The sequence below is a fragment of the Shewanella psychromarinicola genome (genome assembly GCF_003855155.1).
Classification (GTDB): Bacteria; Pseudomonadota; Gammaproteobacteria; order Enterobacterales; family Shewanellaceae; genus Shewanella; species Shewanella psychromarinicola.
Genome location: NZ_CP034073.1, coordinates 1,357,073 through 1,378,901, shown reverse-complemented (window position 1 = coordinate 1,378,901; position 21,829 = coordinate 1,357,073). Strand labels below are relative to the sequence as shown.

Here is a 21,829-nt window from a genome sequence, read left to right as displayed (position 1 = left end):
CTAAATGGCCACAGCAACTGCAACAAAAACAAAAACAAAAACGAAAACAAAAACAAAAACAAAAACAAAGCCAAAGGCGAAAAAAATAACCAAACACCAACCTAAGGTGTTTACTTACCAATGGAAGGGTACCAATCGTGATGGCCAGCGCACGTCCGGTGAGCTAAAAGGTGCCTCTATTGCTGAAGTACGCAGTGTAATAAAAGCCCAAGGTGTCACCCCAAAAGGGGTACGCAAAAAGTCAGCCCCATTATTTAAAACAGAAAAAAGTATCACCGCAATGGACATTGCGATGATCACTCGCCAAATAGCTACTATGCTTGCTGCGGGCGTGCCCTTGGTCACTACCCTTGAACTGCTTGGCCGCGGCCATGAAAAAGCTAAAGTGCGCGAATTATTGGGCACTATTTTATCTGATGTCCAATCCGGTATTCCACTTTCGGATGCGCTAAGGCCACACCGACTATACTTTGATGATCTCTATGTTGATTTAGTCGCTGCCGGCGAACATTCAGGCTCACTGGATGCGGTATTTGATCGCATAGCAACCTATCGCGAAAAAGCTGAGCAGTTAAAATCAAAAATAAAAAAAGCCATGTTCTATCCGGCTGCAGTCGTTATCGTTGCCATCTTAGTAACCTCGTTATTATTACTATTTGTGGTGCCCCAATTTGAAGAAATCTTTAACGGTTTTGGTGCTGAACTGCCAGCATTTACCCAATTTATTGTTGGCATATCCCGTTGGTTGCAAGCCTCTTGGTATTTCTTTGTTATCGCGATTGTTGTCGGTATCTGGCTATTCAAAAAAACCCATAGAACATCCCAGAATTTTCGTGATCGAATAGATGTATTGCTGCTAAAAATCCCCGTGATTGGTGATATTCTCCACAAAGCATCAATGGCGCGTTTTGCCCGTACTTTAGCAACCACTTTTGCTGCTGGCGTGCCATTAATCGATGGTCTAGAGTCTGCCGCGGGGGCATCAGGAAATTACGTTTACCGTAAAGCGCTGTTAAAAGTGCGCCAAGAAGTGATGTCCGGCATGCAAATGAATGTGGCGATGCGCACTACCAAATTATTCCCAGACATGCTGATTCAAATGGTGATGATTGGTGAAGAATCCGGCGGCTTGGACGACATGCTCAATAAAGTGGCTAATATTTATGAAATGCAGGTTGATGATGCGGTCGATGGGCTATCTAGCTTGATTGAGCCGATTATGATGGTGGTGATAGGTACTCTCGTTGGTGGTCTAATCGTCGGTATGTATTTACCTATTTTCCAAATGGGCAACATAATAAACTAGAAAATCTTCTAACCTATTAAATAAAAAGATAATAATGACTGAATTTATCTCAACTTTTGTTGCCACAATGAGCCAATATCCTTGGGCATTTGTGGCGATTAGCTTTATTTTTGCCGCCACCATTGGCAGCTTTCTCAACGTAGTGGCTCACCGTTTACCTGTGATGATGAAACGCGAATGGCAAAGCGAATGTAATTTTTATCTTAATGAATATCATCCAGACATTGTCGAGCAAGTAGGCAATGATCGCTTAACTAAAGCCATCGATCCGTTTCCAAAAAAATACAACCTCATCGTGCCAGGTTCTGCCTGCCCTAAATGCAAAGCCGACATTAAACCTTGGCATAATCTACCTATATTGGGCTGGATGATGCTTAAGGGAAAGTGTGCCGATTGCAACACCCGTATTTCAATCCGCTATCCGATTATCGAACTGCTCACCGGAGTATTGATTGCCACATTAGCTTGGCACTTTGGCCCAACATGGCAATTTTTCTATGCCAGTATTTTAACCTTTGTGTTAGTGGCATTAACGGGTATTGATTTAGATGAAATGCTATTACCGGATCAGCTCACCTTGCCAATTCTTTGGTTAGGATTAATCATTAACCTTAAAGGTATTTATGCTAGCCCTCAAGACGCTATTATCGGCGCTGCAGCTGGCTATTTAAGCTTGTGGTCAGTATTTTGGTTATTTAAATTGGTGACGGGCAAAGAAGGCATGGGTTACGGTGACTTTAAATTATTAGCCGTATTCGGTGCATGGTTAGGTTGGCAAATGCTGCCATTAATTATTCTATTATCATCTCTAGTGGGCGCGGTAGTTGGCATAACCATGATTATGGCTAAGCGGCTCAGCAAAGGTAACCCAATCCCCTTTGGTCCTTATATTGCTTTAGCGGGATGGATAGCCTTAGTGTGGGGACATGACATCCTCAATTGGTATCTGAGTACCTTATGATGTTAAAAAAGTTTATCGTGGGCTTAACGGGCGGCATTGCCAGTGGTAAAACGACTGTGGCGAATTTATTCGCGCAATACGGCATAGACTTAGTTGATGCCGATGTTATCGCCAGAGAGGTTGTCTCAACCAACTCTGATGGCCTCAAAGCAATAACAGAGCACTTTGGCCAGGCTATTTTGCTAACCGATGGCAGCCTTGATAGAGCGGCTCTGCGTACACAAGTTTTCGACAATCCCGAACAGCGACTGTGGCTTAATACTTTACTCCACCCTATGATCCGCCAGAAGATGCTCGACCAAGTACAAACATCGACCTCAGCATACGTAATAATGATAGTGCCCTTGCTATTTGAGAATCATTTAGATAGTTTAGTGGATACGACTTTGGTTGTAGATATTGCCCCAGAGTTACAAATTTCAAGGACGATACAACGTGATGGCGTCAGCAAACAACAAGTTGAGCATATTCTGGCGAGTCAAATGACCCGAGAACAGCGGCTTGCTCAAGCTGATAATATTATAGATAATCAAGGAGATCATGAGGTGTTGCGCAGTCAAGTATTTGGTCTGCACCAACAATACTTACAACAGGCAGCCGATTTAGAAACTAACGTCCATGACTGATTTAATCTATGAACAACCATTAAATGAAAAAATACGCAGTTATCTGCGTATAGAAAACCTTGCCTTACAGCTAAAACTGCATGCCGAACAAGATAGTCAACATCAATGTTTTGCCCCGTTATTTTCTCTTGCAGAGCTAACAGAACGTTGTGATTATCGCACTGATATATTAAAAGATATTGATAAACAAATTCAGTTAATTTCCCATTGGCGTACAAACTCAAATGTTGATGACGCGCAAGTAGATCAACTCACCGAAAGACTAATTGCATTGAAGTCGCCGCTGCAAGCACAAGAAAGAATTGGTTGTAGCCTTAAACAAGATAAGTTTATCTGTTCATTACGACAGCGCTTCAATATGACCGGGGCATACTGTAATTTTGATTTTCCTCAGCTGCACTTTTGGCTAGACAAAGACTGGCAATATCGACAGCAAGATATCGAAAATTGGCGGATGCAATTTCAGCCACTATTAGCCCCAATCATGCTACTGCTAGAACTGATTAGAACGACAGCAGATTTTAGTTTATGCCAAGCACCAGTAGGGTTCTATCAAGGCAGCTCACCGCAGCCTCTGTCATTAATCCGTGTAAAAATAAACCCCAACCAAAATTGCTATCCTACAATCAGTGGCAATCGAAATCGTTATGCCATTCATTTTGTCGATTTCGATTTACATCGTCATACAAGTGAAACTGTTGAGTTCTCACTAGCAACCTGCACCTAAACACTTTACCATCACTAGTAAGATTAATAACCAAGAATGATTATGCCTTTAACAGTAGTAAACTGCCCAATTTGCAGCACAAAAGTTGAATGGAAAGACGACTCCCTATTTAAGCCTTTTTGCAGTGAACGTTGTAAACTTATCGATCTTGGTGACTGGGCGAGTGAAAAACATGCTATTCCGGTTAAGCACGATATAGACCTAGATCTGTTGGATGATGCTGGTTTTGATGAAGGTGACTTCTTTAAATAATCCGTTCAGATAATCTATTCAAACAATCTATTCAAACAATAAGAAGAAATAGTAAGGGCAAAACATGCAAAAGAGAATACATGTTGCTGTCGGCGTTATTATAAACCAACATAAACAAATTTTATTAGCCAAGCGTCATGACCATTTACATCAAGGTGGAAAATGGGAATTCCCGGGTGGTAAAGTTGAACAAAATGAAACGGTAACTGCCGCTCTAATTCGTGAATTGAAAGAAGAAGTGGATCTTGATGTAAACAGCACAACAGCATTTATGGATATCAGCCATGACTATCCAGATAAGCAGGTAAGACTTGATATCCACTTAGTGACTGATTTCAATGGCCAAGCGACCGGCGTTGAAGGACAACTAATACAATGGGTTGAATTACAATCCATCTCTGAATATGAGTTCCCTGAAGCCAATAAACCTATTTTAGATAAGCTGTTAACCCTGCCTTGGTAAGTCATATTGATAAGTTGTGTAATGACAGCTTATACCAATCCGCATTAAATTATGATCTAATATGCTCACCACTTTCAAATTATTTTATACTGTGAAAAACTACACATCTGTTGAGCTTGTTAAGCTATCAAAGTCAGAAAAAGACGCCCGTATGCGTATCCGCATATTGGCTGTTTCTTGCTTTCTGGAATGTCACAATCGCGCTCAAGTCGCTCGCCAATTAAAGGTTAGTCGTCGCAGTGTCAATGAATGGGTTAAAAACTACTTAAATACTGGCATTGATGGCTTGAAAGCCAATATGAATTCGACAAATGCTAATAAACTCGACGAACACCAAAAGCAGGTTCTTTATCAATATATAGATGAGTTTAGCCGCTCCGAACAGGGTGGACGATTAACGGAGTTAGACGTTCAATCACATATAGAGCAGCAGTTTGGCATCCATTATCATATTAACCATGTATATAAGGTACTAAAAAATATTGGCCTAAGCTGGATAACAAGTCGCTCTAAGCACCCAAAACAATCCTTAGCAGCCCAAGAAGATTTTAAAAAAACTCATTTCTAAAACGATCGCAACGATCCCTGTCTATATTCCTTTAGACACCGTCGATATTTGGTTTCAAGATGAGGCTCGATTTGGTCAACAAAATACCACCACGCGACTATGGGCAGCAAAAGGCTCGAGGCCAAGAGCGGTAAGGCAGCAACAATTTGAATATGCTTATCTTTTTGGTGCAGTTTGCCCTGCGACGGGTGCAACAGAAGCCTTGGTCACTCCATTTGTTAATAGGGCGGCTATGTGGCAACACTTAAAACAAATTTCAGAAGCAACTCATTCGGATAGGTATGCACTTGTTATCATTGATGGTGCAGGTTGGCATACGGATGATATAGCAAAAGAATTCAGTAATTTATCGGTCCTCAAATTACCACCCTATTCTCCGGAATTAAATCCCATTGAACAGGTATGGCAATGGCTAAGACAGCATTGTTTGGCAAATAGGTGTTTTGAAGGTTATGACGATATCGTTGAACAGTGTTGCCGCGCTTGGAATACGTTTATTCAGTGTAAGGACAGGGTAAAAAGTTTGTGCACACGAGACTGGGCCAATATGGGTAAAGTCTAATGCGGATTGGTATTATTAATCTATTCAAGCCACTTCAACATGCTCGTTTCAGAGCGAAATGCCTAGATGCTAGGACGCTGCGCTACTAGAGGCTATAAAATCTTGGTAGCGAGCGGTAGCAAGCGATCACGAGAGATAACAATCGAGCTAAAAGCCTAGAGGCTAGGACGCTACGCTGCTAGAGGCTATAAAATCTTGGTAGCGAGCGGTAGCAAGCGATGACGAGAGATAACAATCGAGCTAAAAGCCTAGAGGCTAGGACGCTAGGACGCTACGCGGCTAGATGCTATAAAATCTTGGTAGCGAGCCGTAGCAAGCGATGACGAGAGATAACAATCGAGCTAAAAACCTAGATGCTAGGACGCTGCGCTGCTAGATGCTATAAAATCTTGGTAACGAAGCTGTCTCTATCCGTGAGCACAGCGTTCGCTTGTTATCGTTTCTGAAGCTATCCCTAGCAGGACGTAGTCCGCCCTAGCAGCGAAGCGACCCTAGCAGGACGCAGTCCGCCTTAGCAGCGAAGCGACCCTAGCAGGACGCAGTCCGCCCTAGCAGCGAAGCTGTTAAATTGCAGACGTAAAAAAGCCCGCTATGTAATAGCGGGCTATTTCACTACTCTTTCGAGTAAATTAGGCGCCTGGAAATGACCTACTCTCGCATGGGGAGACCCCAAACTACCATCGGCGCGATTGCGTTTCACTTCTGAGTTCGGAATGGGATCAGGTGGTGCCACAATGCTATGGTTTCCAGACAAATTTGTATATCTACCGCCATTAAGGCCGTAAATAATAATTCGGAAAGCTGATTTTTTTGAGTCTACAAAACACTACTTAAGCGCTCTATTCTAACACTAAGGTTATGCTCCCTGTCAGTACGACCTCCATGGAAGGAGGAAGTGCTAGAAAATGTCGGGAACATTTTCAGTAAAACCCATCTGGGTTGTATGGTTAAGCCTCACGGGTCATTAGTACAAGTTAGCTCAACGCCTCACAACGCTTACACACCTTGCCTATCAACGTAGTAGTCTCCTACGGCCCTTTAGAGAGCTTAAAGCTCTAGGGATGACTCATCTTAGGGCTCGCTTCCCGCTTAGATGCTTTCAGCGGTTATCGATCCCGAACGTAGCTACCGGGCAATGCCATTGGCATGACAACCCGAACACCAGCGGTTCGTCCACTCCGGTCCTCTCGTACTAGGAGCAGCTCCCTTCAATCATCCAACGCCCACGGCAGATAGGGACCGAACTGTCTCACGACGTTCTGAACCCAGCTCGCGTACCACTTTAAATGGCGAACAGCCATACCCTTGGGACCGACTTCAGCCCCAGGATGTGATGAGCCGACATCGAGGTGCCAAACACCGCCGTCGATATGAACTCTTGGGCGGTATCAGCCTGTTATCCCCGGAGTACCTTTTATCCGTTGAGCGATGGCCCTTCCATTCAGAACCACCGGATCACTATGACCTACTTTCGTACCTGCTCGACGTGTATGTCTCGCAGTTAAGCTGGCTTATGCCATTGCACTAACCGTACGATGTCCGACCGTACTTAGCCAACCTTCGTGCTCCTCCGTTACTCTTTGGGAGGAGACCGCCCCAGTCAAACTACCCACCAGGCACTGTCCCGAACCCCGATTAGGGGCCGCGGTTAGAACATCAAAACTACAAGGGTGGTATTTCAAGATTGACTCCACTCAGACTAGCGTCCAAGCTTCAAAGTCTCCCACCTATCCTACACATGTAGGTTCAATGTTCAGTGCCAAGCTATAGTAAAGGTTCACGGGGTCTTTCCGTCTAGCCGCGGGTATACGGCATCTTCACCGCAATTTCAACTTCACTGAGTCTCGGCTGGAGACAGCGTGGCCATCATTACGCCATTCGTGCAGGTCGGAACTTACCCGACAAGGAATTTCGCTACCTTAGGACCGTTATAGTTACGGCCGCCGTTTACCGGGGCTTCGATCATGAGCTTCTCCGAAGATAACCCAATCAATTAACCTTCCGGCACCGGGCAGGCGTCATACCGTATACGTCATCTTGCGATTTTGCACAGTACTGTGTTTTTGATAAACAGTTGCAGCCACCTGGTATCTGCGACTGCCAACAGCTTAAGGAGCAAGTCCTATCACCGTCGGCAGCGTACCTTCTCCCGAAGTTACGGTACCATTTTGCCTAGTTCCTTCAGCCGAGTTCTCTCAAGCGCCTTGGTATTCTCTACCCGACCACCTGTGTCGGTTTGGGGTACGATCCCCACTAACCTGAAGCTTAGAAGATTTTCCTGGAAGTATGGCATCAACTACTTCATCACCTTAGTGACTCGTCATCAGTCCTCAGTCTTGCAATTGAATGCGTATCCCCGGATTTGCCTAAGAATACAACCTACCACCTTAAACGCGGACTACCAACGCCGCGCTAGCCTAGCCTTCTCCGTCTCTCCATCGCAGTTAGTGAAGGTACAGAAATATTAATCTGTTTCCCATCGATTACGCCTTTCGGCCTCACCTTAGGGGTCGGCTCACCCTGCCCCGATTAACGTTGGACAGGAACCCTTGGTCTTTCGGCGAGGGAGTTTTTCACTCCCTTTATCGTTACTCATGTCAGCATTCGCACTTCTGATACGTCCAGTGTGGGTTACCCCTTCACCTTCAACCGCTTACAGAACGCTCCTCTACCGCGCACTTCTAATGAAATGCACCCGTAGCTTCGGTGGTATGTTTAGCCCCGTTAAATCTTCCGCGCAGGCCGACTCGACTAGTGAGCTATTACGCTTTCTTTAAATGATGGCTGCTTCTAAGCCAACATCCTAGCTGTCTGAGCCTTCCCACATCGTTTCCCACTTAACATACACTTTGGGACCTTAGCTGACGGTCTGGGTTGTTTCCCTTTTGACAACGGACGTTAGCACCCGCTGTCTGTCTCCCGAGTAGTACTCATTGGTATTCGGAGTTTGCAAAGGGTTGGTAAGTCGGGATGACCCCCTAGCCTTAACAGTGCTCTACCCCCAATGGTATTCGCTCGAGGCGCTACCTAAATAGCTTTCGAGGAGAACCAGATATCTCCGAGTTTGATTGGCCTTTCACCCCCAGCCACAAGTCATCCGCTCATTTTTCAACATAAGTCGGTTCGGTCCTCCAGTTGATGTTACTCAACCTTCAACCTGCCCATGGCTAGATCACTCGGTTTCGGGTCTACACCTTGCAACTAAACGCGCAGTTAACACTCGGTTTCCCTACGGCTCCGCTATTCGCTTAACCTCGCTACAAAATGTAAGTCGCTGACCCATTATACAAAAGGTACGCAGTCACGGTCTCAAGAACCGCTCCCACTGCTTGTACGTACACGGTTTCAGGTTCTATTTCACTCCCCTCACAGGGGTTCTTTTCGCCTTTCCCTCACGGTACTGGTTCACTATCGGTCAGTCAGGAGTATTTAGCCTTGGAGGATGGTCCCCCCATATTCAAACAGGATGTCACGTGTCCCGCCTTACTCGTTTTCATCTACGGTTAGTTTTCATGTACGGGGCTATCACCCTGTGCCGCTGTGCTTTCCAACACATTCCACTAACACCCCATAGACTTAAGGGCTAATCCCCGTTCGCTCGCCGCTACTAGGGGAATCTCGGTTGATTTCTTTTCCTCTGGGTACTTAGATGTTTCAGTTCCCCAGGTTCGCCTCATAACGCTATGTATTCACGTTATGATGACCACTTATGTGGCCGGGTTTCCCCATTCGGATATCGTTAGCTCAAATGCTTATTACTAGCTCGCCAACGCTTTTCGCAAGTTATTACGTCCTTCATCGCCTCTGACTGCCAAGGCATCCACCGTATACGCTTGGTCACTTAACCATACAACCCAAATGAGTTTCACTTGCGTGAACCTCTGAGTCATATCATGACCAGCTGGTTTTTACTTGTCTCACCTCCGGGTAGGAAGTGGACTCGCCTTAGTTTTTTAGAATATTCAAGACACTTAAACAGTGTGTTGAGAACTCAAGATACTAATGCTTTCGCATCAGTATTATTTTTCGCACTAACGTAATCACACAAACGACAACGAATCATCATCTATGCGCCTTTAGTTAGTACTATCAGCTTTCCAAATTGTTAAAGAACAATGCTAACCGGCTGGCGGCGCATTTCACTCTACTTCCGAAGAAGTTAACAAGTAATCTGTGTGAACACTCACATGCATCGCTGCACTTTTAGGTATTGAGTTAGTCGTATAGGTAAGGAGGTGATCCAGCCCCAGGTTCCCCTAGGGCTACCTTGTTACGACTTCACCCCAGTCATGAACCACAAAGTGGTGAGCGTTCTCCCGAAGGTTAAACTACCCACTTCTTTTGCAGCCCACTCCCATGGTGTGACGGGCGGTGTGTACAAGGCCCGGGAACGTATTCACCGTGGCATTCTGATCCACGATTACTAGCGATTCCGACTTCACGGAGTCGAGTTGCAGACTCCGATCCGGACTACGACAAGCTTTGTGAGATTAGCTCCACCTCGCGGCTTTGCAACCCTCTGTACTTGCCATTGTAGCACGTGTGTAACCCTACTCGTAAGGGCCATGATGACTTGACGTCGTCCCCACCTTCCTCCGGTTTATCACCGGCAGTCTCCCTAGAGTTCCCGCCATTACGCGCTGGCAAATAAGGATAGGGGTTGCGCTCGTTGCGGGACTTAACCCAACATTTCACAACACGAGCTGACGACAGCCATGCAGCACCTGTCTCACAGTTCCCGAAGGCACAAGTCCATCTCTGGTCTCTTCTGTGGATGTCAAGAGTAGGTAAGGTTCTTCGCGTTGCATCGAATTAAACCACATGCTCCACCGCTTGTGCGGGCCCCCGTCAATTCATTTGAGTTTTAACCTTGCGGCCGTACTCCCCAGGCGGTCTACTTAATGCGTTAGCTTGGGAGCCCAGTGACTAAGTCACCAAACTCCGAGTAGACATCGTTTACGGCGTGGACTACCAGGGTATCTAATCCTGTTTGCTCCCCACGCTTTCGTGCATGAGCGTCAGTCTTTGTCCAGGGGGCCGCCTTCGCCACCGGTATTCCTCCAGATATCTACGCATTTCACCGCTACACCTGGAATTCTACCCCCCTCTACAAGACTCTAGTTCGCCAGTTCCAAATGCAATTCCCAGGTTGAGCCCGGGGATTTCACATCTGGCTTAACAAACCGCCTGCGCACGCTTTACGCCCAGTAATTCCGATTAACGCTCGGACCCTCCGTATTACCGCGGCTGCTGGCACGGAGTTAGCCGGTCCTTCTTCTGTAGGTAACGTCACAGTAACGGGCTATTAACACGCTACCTTTCCTCCCTACTGAAAGTGCTTTACAACCCGAAGGCCTTCTTCACACACGCGGCATGGCTGCATCAGGGTTTCCCCCATTGTGCAATATTCCCCACTGCTGCCTCCCGTAGGAGTCTGGGCCGTGTCTCAGTCCCAGTGTGGCTGATCATCCTCTCAGAACAGCTAGGGATCGTCGCCTTGGTGAGCCATTACCTCACCAACTAGCTAATCCCACCTAGGTTCATCCTGTCGCGGAAGGCCCGAAGGTCCCCTCCTTTCCCCCGTAGGGCGTATGCGGTATTAGCAGTCGTTTCCAACTGTTATCCCCCTCGACTGGGCAGATCCCTAGGCATTACTCACCCGTCCGCCGCTCGTCACCTCAGAAGCAAGCTCCCTTGTGTTACCGCTCGACTTGCATGTGTTAGGCCTGCCGCCAGCGTTCAATCTGAGCCATGATCAAACTCTTCAATTAAAGTTTTTTGAAACCTTCACCCTTACAAGTAAGAACGAAGCTTTCGGCTCAATGAATTCTGATTTCATTAATTAGACTCGGAAGAATCTAAATAATGTTTGTACATATTACTATGAACATTCATCGTTGCATTGAGTTGAAATTTTTTGATTGCCAACATTCCGAAGAACAGAAGACAATTTCGAATAACTCAATACCTGTGAATGTCCACACAGATTTCTTGTTTAGATTGTTAAAGAACGTTGCTAACATGAACATCTTTCGATTTTTCATTCAGCGGCCGTTGACGCTAGGTCGTTGGCTTGGGGTGCGTATTTTACGCATTTCCCGTTTCGCGTCAAGTGTTTTTTCAAACTTTCTTTTCGCCTTGAACTCAGTGTTTTGAACCACTTAATTCAACCCAACTCGGTGACTGCTTTCGCTGTCTGCCGTGTCAGTGGATGCGCATTATAGGCAATACAAGATTTAGCGCAAGCCCTTTTTTAAGAAAAAAGGATCGCTTGGCGATCTTTTCACCAAAAGCGATCCTTTAAGATATTTTTTGAGCTTTATTGACTGTTTATTGTACTTTTACTGTGCTGTTGCGGAATTGGTTAAGGAAACTAATCACATTCTTATCATCCCAATCGACAAACGAGCGAACATAGGCCACCAGCTCACCTTGTTCATTTAAGATAAATGTCGCCGGTATTGTATCGAGTGGGAATACATCTCGTAACTGTTGTTGCGGATCAAAATATGAGTTGAATGTGGATAATTCAAGAGATTCCAAAAATGGCTGTACGACATTAACCGCTTCGGCATCAATAGAAATAGGTATTAGTGCAAAATGTTCTGCATCTAAGCTTTTATCTAATCGATTTAGCGCAGGGAGCTCTCTGACACAAGGTGGGCACCAAGTAGCCCAAACGTTAACCACAACCACTTTTCCCTTATAGTGTTCAAAATTAATTGGCTGACCAACGGGGTTGGTGAAGTCGACTAAAGCAATAGGGAATGGTTGCGGTAGGATATTAATCCGATCAAGTGTTGACTCAGTGGTTTGCTTAGCCGCAGCTTGCATGCCGGGGTATGCATTAGCCATACTTGCAATACCCAATATAAAGAAGCTCGTGAAGATATACGCAAACCACTGTTTCAAGGTTAATACTCCGATTGGTTACTTGGTTGTCTTATTAGGATTTAATATTGCATCTAACTCGGCTTGTTGCTCTGTCGACAAGGTTGTTGATTCTGTTGCTTGAATCCGTTGCTTGCGCACAAAGATAAAACCAATAAAGAGACCCAAAATAAGTAACCCAAATGGACCAAGCCATAGAATATATGTTTTCGAGTCTAGCTTAGGATTGTACAAAACAAAATCACCGTAGCGACTGGTCATAAAGTCGATAATTTCAGCTTCAGATTTACCGCTATCAACCATCTGATACACTTCTAGACGCAAATCTTGTGCAACAGGTGAGTTTGAATCGACTAAATTTTGATTCTGACATTGTGGACAACGCAATTGATGCGCGAGTGACAATGCCCTTTGTTGATTTTCAGCTGACTTAAACTCATAGGTATCGACTGGTGTAGCCATTACCGTCAAAGTAAAAAGTAAACTAGTACAAACCATCATTATTTTAAATACGAATTTCATTACGATGCTCCATCAACTTTTGCTTCAGCTTGTAATTGCTGGATCATCGGATACAAGGTTTGTGTCCATACTGTTTGATCTATTGGTCCTGCATAACGATAACGAATAATACCGTTATGATCGACAATAAATGTTTCTGGTGCGCCATAAACCCCAAGGTCGAGCCCTAGGCGACCATCTTTATCAAAGAGGTTAGCTGTGTAAGGGTCACCTAGAGTGGTTAACTCTTTAATTGCTAATGCTCGCTCGTCACGATAGTTGATACCATATATAGGTAACAAATTACGTTTAGATAACATCAACAAATAAGGATGCTCATATTTACATGCGGGACACCAAGTCGCCCAAAAGTTTAACATCGACACTTTTGCAGGAAGATCTTTCTCAGTTAAGACTTCACTAGGCACTTCTAAGCGCTCAAGTTGGAAAGCCGGAACAGGCTTTCCTTCTAATGCTGAATCGAGCACTTTAGGATTGAGAAATAATCCTTTGTATAAAAACGCGCCCATACCCAAGAATATGACTAAGGGTATAAACAGTACAAACTTCTTCATAGTGTCTCCGAGTTAATTACACTGTCGCTAATTTTGCTTTTACTACATCTTCTGAAGCAACTTGCTTCACACGATAACGCTTATCTGATGCAGCAAGGAAGCCACCAATCATCATAAAGATTGAGCCAAACCATATCCAACGTACAAAGGGTTTATAATTAAGACGTACAGCAAACTCAGTTAAACTAATGGGGTCGCCCATAGTGACATATAGGTCGCGGAATAATCCCCAATCAATACCTGCTTCAGTCATATCCATAGTACGAACAGTGTATTGACGACGATCAGGCTTTAACAAAGAGACAAATTCATCATCTTTATAAATCTCAATCTGACCTTGTTTGGCAGTATAATTAGGGCCGACGACATTTTTAGTTTCTAAGTACTTGAATGTATAACCTGCCAGCTCTTGGCTAATACCTGGTCCCATGCGAACACTTTTTTCAATCGAGTAATTAGAGACAATTGTTGCCCCCATTACTGAAACCGCAATACCAAAGTGGGCAAAGAGCATCCCTAACTGGCTACGACCTATTTGATTGAGACTGATACCGCCTTCTTTATTGCTTACCATATTATAAGCAGCGCGAAGAGTGGCTAGCATGATCCACGCGGTAGCACCCACACCACACATTACCCAAGCATTAAATTCACCGCCAGCAACAAATGGAGCTGCAACACCCACAACTAACGCGATAATAGCTGGAACAAGTAACTGTCTTTTGATTTCACCGGCTTTAGATTTCTTCCAACGAATAATTGGACCTATACCCATAAAACAAAATAGCACTAGTACGATAGGTACAAACACAGCATTGAAATACGGAGGGCCAACTGAAATTTTGCCCATACCTAATGCATCAATCAGTAAAGGATATAGTGTACCCAGTAGAACAGTACCCGCTGCAACAGTAAGTAATACGTTACAGATTAGCAGCATGGTTTCTTTCGATTTAAGCTCAAATCGTGCTGGACTGCTCATTTCACTGGCTCGGAAAGCAAACAGAGTTAACGAACCGCCGATGGCAAGGCCTAACAGCAGCAAGATGAACAAACCACGACTTGGATCTGCTGCAAAAGAATGTACTGACGTTAATACGCCCGAACGAACAATAAAGGTGCCGAGTAAACTTAATGAGAACGCAAAGATAGCTAGCAATACAGTCCAGTTACGGAATGCACCACGTTTTTCTGTCACGATTAATGAGTGCACTAACGCAGTACCCACTAACCAAGGCATAAATGACGCATTTTCAACCGGGTCCCAAAACCACCAGCCGCCCCAACCTAATTCGTAATAAGCCCACCAAGAACCTAATGAGATCCCACCGGTTAAAAATATCCAAGCCGCTAAAGTCCAAGGACGACTCCAACGAGCCCATGCGGAGTCAAGTCTGCCACTCATAAGTGCTGCTATGGCAAAAGCAAAACATACTGAGAAACCCACGTAACCCAAATACAGCATAGGTGGATGGAAGATTAATCCAACATCTTGCAGCATCGGATTTAAGTCTCTCCCTTCTAAAGGAATAGGAAATAACCGTTCAAATGGACTTGATGTCAGTACCATGAATAAGGTGAAACCAACAACAATCATCGCTAAGACTGACAATACTCTGGCGGTAAAGACTTCTTCTAACCCTTTACTGAATAGTGCCACAGAGGTAGACCATACAGATAATGCAAAGACCCAGAATAATAGTGATCCTTCATGACCACCCCAAACTGCCGCAATCTTAAAGAAAATAGGTAATTGTGAGTTGGAATGATGTGCGACATAAGCCACCGAAAAATCATCAACCGCAAAACTGTACCCTAGGATAACGACCGATAGAGTGATGAAAAAAAACATTCCGTATGTCAATGGCCAAGCATAACGAACGAGATACTGGTCTTTACATGCGGAACCATATAACGGCACGCTAGCTAACAGTATGGCAAAAGCCAAACCGAGAATGAGCGAGAAATGTCCAATTTCTGGAATCATGGGTATTCCTTAGTCTAAAAAAATAAGCGGATCTGAAACAAACAAATCACTACAGTACCAATTAATGCGATGAACTAATATACGCACATTAGCTTAAACGAATTTTAACGCATTTTAGAACTTGCGATGACTTCTGTCTGCCATTTTCGTGCAAAATTGGGTCACTAGTCTCATTATGAACATCGATTGAGATAAATCGAAAAGTTTCCACAACCAGTCTGACAGGATTACCTTAACAAAGTTTCACCATGAGTTAGCCAAACAATTCAATCTGTGAACCAGTACGCAACTATCAGGATTTGGATTCATATCTTCCTTATATTACTATTCAATTAATAATCTTTACGTATAATCAAGATTCCAAGCACTGCGGTAATTGCCGCTTTCTCTGTTAACCTAAAAGTGAATATTGAAACAATGACCACATTTTGGATATTTATTGCGCTTGTCGTACTCATCGGCCTAATCATGATTTGGGTTCCACATTTTCGCCAGAAAAAGCTGTTACAAGCTGAAGAATCTGGTGTTCGTAGACAAACTAACCTTGAACTTTTTGCTGAACGTTTAGCTATTCTTGAAAAAGAATTGAAAGACGATCTTTTAGATCAAGTCGAATTCGAAGCATTAAAGAAAGAACTAGAGATAAATCTACTTCAGGATATGAAACAAAAGGGTGACGACTCCCTTGATGTCGAAATTAAATCAAAAACTGCTTTGTGGCCTGCTTTTATGACCATTTGTTTGTTGGCTGTTTCAGGTTACTTTTATCAACAACTTGGTGCTTACAACGAATTAGCCAACCCTCCTTCGCAAGCCAGCAATCCTCATCAGGGTATGGATCCGGCGCAAATTATGTCGCAACGGGTACAGATAATGGAAGCAAAAGTGCAAGCTCAGCCAGACGACAGTCAAGCTTGGTTTAGCCTTGGGCATGCTTATATCTCTGCCAATCAATATGATAAAGCCGTTGCTGCATTTGATAAAGTGATGGAGTTAGTGGGCACGCAAGCTGAACTCCTTGGCCCTAAAGCGACAGCGCTATACTACAAAGCTAATCAACAAATGTCACCGGCAATTCAAGCGATAATTGATCAATCTTTAGCGTTAGATCCACAAGATCCCTCCACGCTGCTTCTCGTTGGTATGGATGCTTTCTTTACCGCAAACTACAATAAAGCCATCAATTCGTGGCAAATGATCTTAGACAGTGATCGTAATGATGTTGATAGAACAGCATTAATGAATGCGATTGAGTCTGCTAACATGCGCCTTGGTGAAAACCCAGACTCAATGCCTAGTGATGCCAATCACAAATCAGATATCACTAGCAACGCCAAAACGGTGGCGATTGAAATATCCATTTCGCCAGAACTAGCGGATAAAGTGGCTGATACAGATACTGTGTTTATTTTCGCACGAGCAACCCAAGGCCTTAAAGTACCGCTAGCCGCAACTAAAATCAGCGCAAGCAGTTTACCCACAACAATTACACTAGATGACAGTACTTCTATGGGTGGCGATGTCACACTCAGTTCAGTACAAGAAGTCGAAATCATTGCGGTATTGTCAAAGAATGGCAGTGTTAAGCCACAGTCGGGTGACTTAAAGGGCACAATTAAAGCAATAAAAGTGGGTGGTAATGCTGCACTAACACTGGATACCTTAGTACAGTAACCCTGTTTAGTCTTAGTGATGTTATACGCTAACATGACTAAGATTGACCCATAAAAAAACCGGCTATTAGCCGGTTTTTTGATCTAGTCGAAAGCTACTTAGACATAAACTCAATTGCTTTTTTGTAATCGTCATCGGTACAGTCAGTACACATACCACCTGGTGGCATAGCGTTTAAACCTGACTTAACCGAACCCACTAAGGCATCTAAACCTTTCGCTAGGCGTGGTTCCCATGCCGCAGTATCATGAGCTTTAGGCGCACCAGCCACGCCCATGCTGTGACAGACTTGACACGCTTTATTATAAATAGCTTCACCTTCTTGAGCAAATACATTTGCAGACAAAGTTAATGCAGCTACTGCAGTCATTGCTAACAATTTTTTCATGTTCATCGTTCCTAATTGCAAATATATAAAGCTTAACGCTGCCCTTTGATTTAGAAGGCAGACTCATTTTGGCAACATAAGATTACTACAAATAGCAAAAAAACTCATCTTTTTGTGATAACAATCTCAGCTTAGTCCCTAAATCAAGACAATCAGTGCAGTTAAGGTAATATATTAGCAATCATTAAAAAAGTTCAAACTATATATTATTTTTTGGAACCATATCAAATTGCTAGCACTTAATCGGTGACAAAGCTAAACCGGTAAAAGTGTTTGTGTTAATATCTTTTCGAATTCATCCTCAAGCAAAACAAGAGGGATAAGTGACTATATCAAACCAACCAAAAGTACTATTAAGTGCCAACGAATTGACCTGTATTCGCGAAGAACGCATTTTATTTGATGAACTTAGTTTTAACATCAATGCGGGTGATATTGTCCAAGTTGAAGGCCCAAATGGTGCTGGTAAAACTAGCCTACTACGTATTATTGCAGGCTTATCTCGCCCCTATGCTGGTGAGGTTGAATATTTAGGTGAAGACATTAATCGATGTAGAGACGAGTTTAATCTCGACTTGTTATATCTTGGGCATTTGGCGGGTGTAAAAAGTGAGCTCACTGCAGAAGAAAATCTTAACTTCAATTTAAGAATCAGTGGCTATGATGATTTCGACACTAACGTTATTTTGGCGAAGGTCAATTTAACCGGTTTTGAAGAAGCTCTGGCAGGTCATTTATCTGCAGGACAACACCGTCGAACCGCATTAGCACGTTTACAGCATAGCAACTGTAAAATCTGGATCCTCGATGAACCTTTTACTGCAATTGATAAAAAAGGCGTTGAAGAATTGGAACAACTTTTCATACAACATGCTAAATCGGGAGGATGTGTCATATTAACCACCCACCAAGATATGAGCATTATTCGTGATGACATGTTACGTAAAGTCACGCTCGACTATCGCTTTATATAAGGTATTGGGATGAAACGAGGAATTAGTTACACCGCATCATTCATGACGTTTTTGCAACGAGATTTAAGAATTGCTATCCGACATCGCGGTGATATTTTTAACCCACTATTATTTTTTATATTAGTGGTCACTCTTTTTCCTCTAGGAATTGGGCCTGAACCTCAGGTCCTAACAAGAGTAGCACCTGGCATTATATGGGTCGCGGCCTTACTCGCCTCTATGTTGTCATTAGAGCGATTATTTAAAGCCGATTACAACGATGGTAGCCTTGAGCAGATGTTGTTGAGTCCACAGCCATTACCATTATTAGTATTATCAAAAGTACTGGCTCATTGGATACTAACAGGTGTGCCATTAATCTTAGTTGCCCCTTTGTTAGCCGTTCTATTGCATTTAGAGAGTAATAGTTACGGTGCATTAATGGCGACGTTAGCGCTAGGAACCCCGGTGTTATCTTTACTAGGTGCGATAGGTGTAGCACTAACCGTTGGGCTTCGAAAAGGAGGCGTGTTACTGAGCTTACTCATTCTACCTTTATATATTCCTGTACTTATCTTTGCCACTAGCGCAATTGATGCCGCAGGACTCAACCTTACTTATGATGGCCAACTGGCGATACTAGCCGCTATGTTGGTCGGTTCTTTAATCTTGGCTCCTTTTGCAATTGGTGCCTCTTTACGTGTGAGTACAAACTAATGTGGAAATGGCTTCATACCTTCGCTGATCCTGAACGAGCATATAAATTGTCAGGCACACTACTGCCGTGGTTTACCACATTCGCGATTTTACTTATTGGAACTGGGAGCATTTGGGGATTATTGTTTGCACCAACAGATTACCAACAAGGCGATAGTTATCGTATTATTTTCATCCATGTGCCTGCCGCATCGATGTCAATGAGCGCTTATTTGGCAATGGCAACCGCTTCCTTTATAGGTTTAGTATGGCAAATTAAATCTGCCGATTGGGCCGCGGCAGCAATAGCACCTATTGGTGCGGTTATCACATTCATAGCATTACTTACCGGAGCCGCATGGGGCAAACCAATGTGGGGCGCTTGGTGGGTATGGGATGCGCGTCTGACCTCTGAATTAGTCTTACTCTTTTTATACTTAGGTATTATTTCGCTGTATGCTTCTTTTGAAGATAAGGTGCTCGCGGCTAGAGCCTCTGGTATTTTGGCCATTGTCGGTGTGATTAACATTCCGATTATTAAATACTCTGTCGACTGGTGGAGCAGCTTACATCAACCGTCTACAATTAAAATAACTGAAAAATCAACCATGTCGACAGATATGCTATACCCACTATTGATCAATATAGTTGGTTTTGGAGTAATGATAGGTGCAATTACCTTAGTCCGTTATAGAACCGAAATCCTCGCTCGAAATGGCATGCGCCCTTGGGTAAGAGATTTAGCAACTGCAGAGGAGGCAAAATAATGCAATTTGATTCATTGAAAGATTTCATTAATATGGGTGGCTATGGATTCTATGTATGGTTGTCTTACGGTGTAACAATCGGCTCTTTAGGAACCTTGATCATCCTCAGCGTGCGAAAAAAACGCACAGTCCTAATTGAAATAGCTAAAAAAATAACGCGTGAACAACGCCTGAAAGAAACAAGAGGTAATAATCGTGAATCCAAGACGTAAAAAGAGATTAACCCTTGCAGTAGCGTTAATAGCCGGTGTTGCAGCTGTTGCTTCGTTATTGTTATACGCACTAAATTCTAATTTGAATTTATTCTATACACCGTATGAAATCACCCACGGGAAAAACGATACGGGTGTAATGCCAGAAGTAGGACAACGGATCCGAGTCGGTGGCATGGTCACAATAGGGTCGATGAAACGTGATCCAAAAAGTTTACATGTTGAATTTGCAGTGCATGATTCAGCGGGTGGGACAGTGTTCGTCACTTATGATGATTTACTTCCAGACCTATTTAGAGAAGGCCAAGGGATCGTTGCCCAAGGTATTCTAGTAGCGTCTGGAAAACTAGAAGCGACTGAAGTCCTCGCCAAGCACGATGAAAACTATATGCCGCCTGAAGTCGCTGAAGCGATGGGACAAAAGCATGAAAAGCCTAGCTATAGTGAAGAGGCTATGGGCAATAAGTAAATAAACACAACATTCAATCAAGCCTCTTCGGAGGCTTTTTTTATACCCAGTAAAACTAATTTACCGTCTGCAGGCATTGGATGCTATTCGGGTAAACCAATGACGCTATCTGGATTCAGACTACTTTAATCATTAACTCAGTATAAGGTCTAGAGTTAAAGGCATATAAATCCACACTAGAAACTTAACGATAACTCATTGAGCCGGCGATGAAAATCAAAGGCACGTCATGATGAGCAGGCACTGAACCTACTGCTCAGCGAACACAAGATCGCTACTTATTAAGCGTTTTGAAAACTACCCTCACCTAGATTAACGAGCCAGATAAATAGACTGTAGAGGCCTCTATGAGGCAAGGATAGCGGCTCTAAGCTGTGTTCAATGTAATCGAACGGTGTTAACCCATTCCTGATGCCATTTCTATTATGTTGGACAAAATAACACTCGCCTCTACACCACTATGGTTGAGGTTAACCCATCAGTATTAACGGCCAATCACAAACTGCTTTGCTACGCGTTGTCAACGATTGTTGTCGCTATTAAAACCACTATTCTCTATGTCACCGGCTAGGCTTTGGCCATAAAGCAGGTTGTAGTGTATGTCTTGGCCAAGGGCGTTTTTTGGCACTTGCTCCGCTGATGTATCGAGCCAGTGTTTAAATTGCCTCCTGAAGAACTTGAATGAGCCACTTAAAAAAATGATCAGTCTTTTTGACTTAGTGCAGATATTTGCATTTCAATACAATTCCGCTTGGCTATCATGCTCAGTGCCATATCCGCCTTGTTGACGCTGCAAGTTTTGTTTTTCCTGTGCAACTTTCATGTTTCTTTGAATTTATATCTTGGATAGACCCCACAAGTCTATTGCTTGCCTGTTAGAAGGCCGCGTAGCAATCGATCGGTAAATAACCCTAACGGGTTTGCTCCATGGCAAGAAAAGCGCTCTCGCACGTGTCCTTGAGGCTACCTTGTTAATAGTCGTACAGCACAAAGTTGTTTAAACCTTGATAACGAGGCTCATCCACGCCAGAGCAATTCACCCACAGATACGATTCGTTAATCACTTTGAGCGTCGCTTCATCAGCGTGAGGTTCACTTTTAGTTAATAGAGGTTGGTACCGTAAATCATCTAAGGAGTTAACAGGACGGCGGACTTTATCATCCAATCTGCGATTAACGCTTAAGCTGTACCTCTGGCTTGTATAGGGCTAATAGATACTGCTGATATAAGAAATAGTGCTGGTGATGAGC

The 21,829-nt window shown here is 43.7% G+C and carries 19 protein-coding genes and 3 rRNA genes; 13 read left to right on the top strand and 9 right to left on the bottom strand.

Going from position 1 to position 21,829, the window contains the following annotated elements:
• The first annotated feature begins 4 nt into the window (after positions 1–4).
• The 7 genes from EGC80_RS06035 (at position 5) to EGC80_RS06005 (ending at position 5,465) form a co-directional block, all read left to right on the top strand.
• Positions 5–1,306 carry a type II secretion system F family protein gene (locus EGC80_RS06035; RefSeq protein ID WP_164839427.1) on the top strand — a complete coding sequence of 434 codons (1,302 nt, stop codon included), beginning with the start codon at positions 5–7 and terminating at the stop codon, positions 1,304–1,306.
• Between the two features lie 34 nt (positions 1,307–1,340).
• A complete protein-coding gene (locus EGC80_RS06030; RefSeq protein ID WP_124013425.1) occupies positions 1,341–2,267 on the top strand; it encodes a prepilin peptidase in 927 nt (308 codons plus the stop codon).
• Positions 2,264–2,893: a dephospho-CoA kinase gene (coaE, locus tag EGC80_RS06025; protein WP_124013424.1), complete on the top strand. Its 630-nt coding sequence runs from the start codon at positions 2,264–2,266 to the stop codon at positions 2,891–2,893. The genes EGC80_RS06030 and coaE overlap by 4 nt, the downstream gene beginning before the upstream one ends.
• On the top strand, positions 2,886–3,620 hold the full coding sequence (gene zapD, locus EGC80_RS06020) for a cell division protein ZapD (RefSeq protein WP_124013423.1): 735 nt from the start codon (positions 2,886–2,888) through the stop codon (positions 3,618–3,620). The genes coaE and zapD overlap by 8 nt, the downstream gene beginning before the upstream one ends.
• Positions 3,621–3,662: 42 nt before the next feature.
• On the top strand, positions 3,663–3,872 hold the full coding sequence (gene yacG / locus EGC80_RS06015) for a DNA gyrase inhibitor YacG (protein WP_101033769.1): 210 nt from the start codon (positions 3,663–3,665) through the stop codon (positions 3,870–3,872).
• 64 nt (positions 3,873–3,936) lie between these two features.
• Entirely contained in the window at positions 3,937–4,335 is a 399-nt protein-coding gene (gene mutT, locus EGC80_RS06010; RefSeq protein WP_124013422.1) for an 8-oxo-dGTP diphosphatase MutT, read from the top strand.
• A 61-nt stretch (positions 4,336–4,396) separates the two neighbouring features.
• A protein-coding gene (locus tag EGC80_RS06005) for an IS630 family transposase (protein WP_407695565.1) occupies positions 4,397–5,465 on the top strand; the annotation gives its coding sequence in 2 pieces (ribosomal slippage) (positions 4,397–4,900 and positions 4,902–5,465; 1,068 coding nt in all).
• A 635-nt stretch (positions 5,466–6,100) separates the two neighbouring features.
• On the opposite strand, the gene rrf is transcribed toward EGC80_RS06005, so the two are convergent.
• The 7 genes from rrf to EGC80_RS05970 form a co-directional block, all read right to left on the bottom strand.
• Positions 6,101–6,216 (bottom strand): 5S ribosomal RNA (gene rrf, locus EGC80_RS06000).
• Positions 6,217–6,408: 192 nt separating this feature from the next.
• Positions 6,409–9,312, bottom strand: a 23S ribosomal RNA gene (locus EGC80_RS05995).
• 381 nt (positions 9,313–9,693) lie between these two features.
• A 16S ribosomal RNA gene (locus tag EGC80_RS05990) occupies positions 9,694–11,236 on the bottom strand.
• The 16S, 23S and 5S rRNA genes sit together here, the layout of an rRNA operon.
• 559 nt (positions 11,237–11,795) lie before the next feature.
• Positions 11,796–12,320: a TlpA family protein disulfide reductase gene (locus EGC80_RS05985; protein WP_101033767.1), complete on the bottom strand. Its 525-nt coding sequence runs from the start codon at positions 12,318–12,320 to the stop codon at positions 11,796–11,798.
• A 75-nt stretch (positions 12,321–12,395) separates the two neighbouring features.
• Positions 12,396–12,878, bottom strand: a complete 483-nt coding sequence (gene nrfF / locus EGC80_RS05980) for a heme lyase NrfEFG subunit NrfF (RefSeq protein WP_124013997.1) — start codon at positions 12,876–12,878, stop codon at positions 12,396–12,398.
• Positions 12,878–13,432, bottom strand: coding sequence for a DsbE family thiol:disulfide interchange protein (locus EGC80_RS05975; protein WP_124013996.1), 555 nt, complete (start codon positions 13,430–13,432; stop codon positions 12,878–12,880). Before EGC80_RS05975 ends, nrfF begins: the two co-directional genes overlap by 1 nt.
• A gap of 16 nt (positions 13,433–13,448) precedes the next feature.
• Positions 13,449–15,419, bottom strand: coding sequence for a heme lyase CcmF/NrfE family subunit (locus EGC80_RS05970; protein ID WP_124013995.1), 1,971 nt, complete (start codon positions 15,417–15,419; stop codon positions 13,449–13,451).
• 417 nt (positions 15,420–15,836) lie between these two features.
• On the opposite strand from EGC80_RS05970, the gene ccmI reads away from it, so the two are divergent.
• Entirely contained in the window at positions 15,837–17,093 is a 1,257-nt protein-coding gene (gene ccmI / locus EGC80_RS05965) for a c-type cytochrome biogenesis protein CcmI (RefSeq protein WP_101033763.1), read from the top strand.
• Positions 17,094–17,187: 94 nt separating this feature from the next.
• Here the strand turns inward: ccmI and EGC80_RS05960 are convergent, their stop codons facing one another.
• A complete protein-coding gene (locus tag EGC80_RS05960) occupies positions 17,188–17,481 on the bottom strand; it encodes a c-type cytochrome (protein WP_101033762.1) in 294 nt (97 codons plus the stop codon).
• A 323-nt stretch (positions 17,482–17,804) separates the two neighbouring features.
• Here EGC80_RS05960 and ccmA point away from each other — a divergent pair, with 323 nt between their 5' ends.
• From ccmA to ccmE, 5 genes are read left to right on the top strand one after another with little or no spacing between them, the layout of a single operon-like run.
• Positions 17,805–18,455 carry a cytochrome c biogenesis heme-transporting ATPase CcmA gene (gene ccmA / locus EGC80_RS05955; protein WP_101033761.1) on the top strand — a complete coding sequence of 217 codons (651 nt, stop codon included), beginning with the start codon at positions 17,805–17,807 and terminating at the stop codon, positions 18,453–18,455.
• Between the two features lie 9 nt (positions 18,456–18,464).
• A complete protein-coding gene (gene ccmB, locus EGC80_RS05950) occupies positions 18,465–19,151 on the top strand; it encodes a heme exporter protein CcmB (protein WP_101033760.1) in 687 nt (228 codons plus the stop codon).
• Positions 19,151–19,897 (top strand): heme ABC transporter permease, encoded by a 747-nt coding sequence (locus tag EGC80_RS05945; protein ID WP_101033759.1) that lies wholly within the window; start codon positions 19,151–19,153, stop codon positions 19,895–19,897. The genes ccmB and EGC80_RS05945 overlap by 1 nt, the downstream gene beginning before the upstream one ends.
• Complete coding sequence (gene ccmD, locus EGC80_RS05940) at positions 19,897–20,109, top strand: heme exporter protein CcmD (RefSeq protein ID WP_101033757.1); 213 nt, start codon at positions 19,897–19,899, stop codon at positions 20,107–20,109. Before EGC80_RS05945 ends, ccmD begins: the two co-directional genes overlap by 1 nt.
• On the top strand, positions 20,093–20,578 hold the full coding sequence (ccmE, locus tag EGC80_RS05935; RefSeq protein WP_124013994.1) for a cytochrome c maturation protein CcmE: 486 nt from the start codon (positions 20,093–20,095) through the stop codon (positions 20,576–20,578). Before ccmD ends, ccmE begins: the two co-directional genes overlap by 17 nt.
• A 971-nt stretch (positions 20,579–21,549) precedes the next feature.
• Here the strand turns inward: ccmE and EGC80_RS22385 are convergent.
• Positions 21,550–21,744 (bottom strand): hypothetical protein, encoded by a 195-nt coding sequence (locus EGC80_RS22385; RefSeq protein ID WP_164839426.1) that lies wholly within the window; start codon positions 21,742–21,744, stop codon positions 21,550–21,552.
• Positions 21,745–21,829: the final 85 nt, after the last annotated feature.

Bases quoted from the DNA above. Each gene is read 5' to 3' on its own strand.
- nrfF (WP_124013997.1), bottom strand. From the start codon at position 12,878: ATGAAATTCGTATTTAAAATAATGATGGTTTGTACTAGTTTACTTTTT.
- coaE (WP_124013424.1), top strand. From the start codon at position 2,264: ATGATGTTAAAAAAGTTTATCGTGGGCTTAACGGGCGGCATTGCCAGT.
- ccmB (WP_101033760.1), top strand. From the start codon at position 18,465: ATGAAACGAGGAATTAGTTACACCGCATCATTCATGACGTTTTTGCAA.
- zapD (WP_124013423.1), top strand. From the start codon at position 2,886: ATGACTGATTTAATCTATGAACAACCATTAAATGAAAAAATACGCAGT.
- EGC80_RS06035 (WP_164839427.1), top strand. From the start codon at position 5: ATGGCCACAGCAACTGCAACAAAAACAAAAACAAAAACGAAAACAAAA.
- ccmD (WP_101033757.1), top strand. From the start codon at position 19,897: ATGCAATTTGATTCATTGAAAGATTTCATTAATATGGGTGGCTATGGA.
- EGC80_RS05970 (WP_124013995.1), bottom strand. From the start codon at position 15,419: ATGATTCCAGAAATTGGACATTTCTCGCTCATTCTCGGTTTGGCTTTT.
- EGC80_RS05960 (WP_101033762.1), bottom strand. From the start codon at position 17,481: ATGAAAAAATTGTTAGCAATGACTGCAGTAGCTGCATTAACTTTGTCT.
- mutT (WP_124013422.1), top strand. From the start codon at position 3,937: ATGCAAAAGAGAATACATGTTGCTGTCGGCGTTATTATAAACCAACAT.
- yacG (WP_101033769.1), top strand. From the start codon at position 3,663: ATGCCTTTAACAGTAGTAAACTGCCCAATTTGCAGCACAAAAGTTGAA.
- EGC80_RS05975 (WP_124013996.1), bottom strand. From the start codon at position 13,432: ATGAAGAAGTTTGTACTGTTTATACCCTTAGTCATATTCTTGGGTATG.
- EGC80_RS05985 (WP_101033767.1), bottom strand. From the start codon at position 12,320: ATGGCTAATGCATACCCCGGCATGCAAGCTGCGGCTAAGCAAACCACT.
- EGC80_RS05945 (WP_101033759.1), top strand. From the start codon at position 19,151: ATGTGGAAATGGCTTCATACCTTCGCTGATCCTGAACGAGCATATAAA.
- EGC80_RS06030 (WP_124013425.1), top strand. From the start codon at position 1,341: ATGACTGAATTTATCTCAACTTTTGTTGCCACAATGAGCCAATATCCT.
- ccmI (WP_101033763.1), top strand. From the start codon at position 15,837: ATGACCACATTTTGGATATTTATTGCGCTTGTCGTACTCATCGGCCTA.